This window comes from Dietzia sp. CW19 (genome assembly GCF_014145265.1).
GTDB classification, from domain to species: Bacteria; Actinomycetota; Actinomycetes; order Mycobacteriales; family Mycobacteriaceae; genus Dietzia; species Dietzia natronolimnaea.
Genome location: NZ_JAALEE010000263.1, coordinates 1854 through 4256, shown reverse-complemented (window position 1 = coordinate 4256; position 2403 = coordinate 1854). Strand labels below are relative to the sequence as shown.

General features: G+C 70.1%; 3 protein-coding genes. 1 reads left to right on the top strand and 2 read right to left on the bottom strand.

Annotation, left to right across the window (positions count from 1 at the left end):
* Positions 1–85: 85 nt before the first annotated feature.
* Entirely contained in the window at positions 86–1195 is a 1110-nt protein-coding gene (gene rlmN / locus G6021_RS08560; protein WP_179525453.1) for a 23S rRNA (adenine(2503)-C(2))-methyltransferase RlmN, read from the bottom strand.
* Positions 1196–1281: 86 nt separating this feature from the next.
* On the opposite strand from rlmN, the gene G6021_RS08555 reads away from it, so the two are divergent.
* The gene (locus G6021_RS08555) at positions 1282–1713 is read left to right on the top strand and encodes a lipopolysaccharide assembly protein LapA domain-containing protein (protein WP_182641063.1); all 432 of its coding nucleotides are present in this window, start codon (positions 1282–1284) and stop codon (positions 1711–1713) included.
* A 48-nt stretch (positions 1714–1761) separates the two neighbouring features.
* Here the strand turns inward: G6021_RS08555 and G6021_RS08550 are convergent.
* Positions 1762–2403: phosphatidate cytidylyltransferase (locus G6021_RS08550; protein WP_182639877.1), on the bottom strand; the 642-nt coding region annotated here is incomplete at its 5' end.

Sequence of the window (2403 nt, the reverse complement as noted above, 5' to 3'; positions counted from 1 at the left end):
CGCCGCCCGCGACATCCGCGGGCGGCGGCCTCGTCCGTGATCGGGGACGGCCCGGGCCCACCTCACGGTGATCGGCCCTCGGAGCTCAGCCTTCGGCGGCGAGCTGGCCGCAGGCGGCGGCGATCTCCTGCCCACGGGTGTCCCGGACGGTGCAGGAGACACCGGACTGCTGGACCGCGGCGACGAACGCGTCCTGCTGGGGCTTCGGGCTGGCGTCCCACTCGCTGCCCGGAGTCGGGTTGAGAGGGATCAGGTTGACGTGGGCCATGGGCCCGAGGCGCTGTACGAGCAGCCGACCGAGCATCTCCCCGCGCCACGTCTGGTCGTTCACATCGCGGATCAACGCGTACTCGATCGACACCCGCCGGCCCGTGGCGTCGGCGTAGTGCCGCGCGGCGTCCATGACCTCGGAGACGGGCCACCGGTTGTTGACCGGCACGAGGGTGTCGCGCAGTTCGTCGTCAGGGGTGTGCAGCGAGACCGCCAGGGTCACCTGGAGTCCCTCCTCCGCGAGGCGATGGATCGCGGGGACGACTCCGACCGTCGAGACCGTGACCGAACGCTGGGACAATCCGAACCCGGACGGCGGCGGCGAGACGATCCCCCGGACAGCCGTGAGGACCCGCTTGTAGTTGGCCAGCGGCTCACCCATCCCCATGAACACCACGTTGGACAGTCGTCCCGGGCCGCCGGGGACCTCGCCGTCCCGCATCGCCCGGGCGGCCTCGCGCACCTGCTCGAGAATCTCGGCGGCCGAGAGGTTGCGGTCGAGCCCGGCCTGGCCGGTGGCGCAGAACGGGCACGCCATGCCGCACCCGGCCTGGCTGGAGATGCACAGCGTCGCCCGGTCCGGGTAGCGCATGAGCACGCTCTCCACCAGCGAGCCGTCGTGCAGCTTCCACAACGTCTTGCGCGTGGTGCCCCCGTCGGCGGAGATGTGCCGGACCGAGGAGGCCAGGCGCGGGAACAACTCGGAACCGATCTGTTCACGCAGACCGACCGGGAGGTCTGTCATCTCCGCGGGGTCGGCCTCGAGTCGTCCGAAGTACTGGTTGGCGAGCTGCTTCCCCCGGAAGGCGGGGACCCCCAGTTCGCTCATCGCCGCAGCCCGGCCCTCTGCGTCGAGGTCGGCGAAGTGACGAGGCGGAAGACCCCGGCGGGGGGCGTCGAAGACGAGGGGTAGTGGTTCAACCATGATGGCTGCCATTGTGTCAGAAACCGGACCGCACGACACACCGCCAGCGGATGCCGTCGGCGCCGGTGAGGGAATAGAGTCCTCCCATGGCCACGCGTTCGCACGAACCAGTTGATCCCCAGCACACCGACCACACCGCCGGAGCAGCGGAGATCGCGCCGGTCGAGGACACCCACGCCTCGGCTCCTGCGACGGTCCCCGCCGGGGACTCACGCGGTGGACGCGGGAGCCACGACGACGACGTCATGGACACCCACGGCGGCAAGCTGGGGTCGGCCTGGGTGGGACTGGTCCTCGGCGCCCTGGTGACGATCCTGTTGCTGATCTTCATCGCGCAGAACACCACGTCCACGGGCGTGCGGTATCTGGGGCTGGAGTTCAGGCTCCCCCTGGGGGTCCTGATCCTGTTCGCCGCCATCGCCGGCGCGCTGATCATGGCGCTGTTCGCCGGATTCCGGATCCTGCAGCTGCGGATGCGCGCCCGGAAGGCGCGCAAGGTGTCGGCCCGCCACCACTGAGGGGTGTCGTCCCCACGGCCGACCGCCGGTGAGCGCGCCCCCGCACGCTCAGGTCGGGACGACGTAGGTGAAGATGATCCACACCACGACGGCGGTGGGCAGGACCGAGTCGAGGCGGTCCATGAAGCCGCCGTGGCCGGGCAGCATGGTGCCCATGTCCTTGATGCCCAGGTCCCGCTTGACCTGTGACTCGATGAGGTCGCCCAGGGTCGCCGTGAAGACGGTGAGGACGCCGAGCAGGACGCCCTTGAGGAAGTTGTCGTCGAACAGCAGCACCACCACGAGCGCCCCGCCGATGATGGCGAACACCATCGATCCGGCGAAGCCCTCCCACGACTTCTTGGGGCTCACCGCGGGCGCCATCGGGTGTCTGCCGAACAGCACGCCGGTGACGTATCCCCCGACGTCCGAACACACCACCAACAGGATCAGGGCGACGACACGCTGCGCCCCGTGGTCGCCGTCCGCGAGCATGGCGCCGAGAGCGCCGGGGACCGCGATCCACACCAGGACGAACAGGGCCACCGAGACGTCACGGAGATAGTTCTGTGGGGCCGTGGTCAGCCCCGCCATCAGGAGGCGCCAGACCAGGACCAGGACGGTGGTGGCGGCGAACGCGGCGAAGGCGCCCTTTGCCTCGGCGAAGAACCCGGCCCAGACCATCGCCTGTCCACCGAGGAGCAGGGGCAC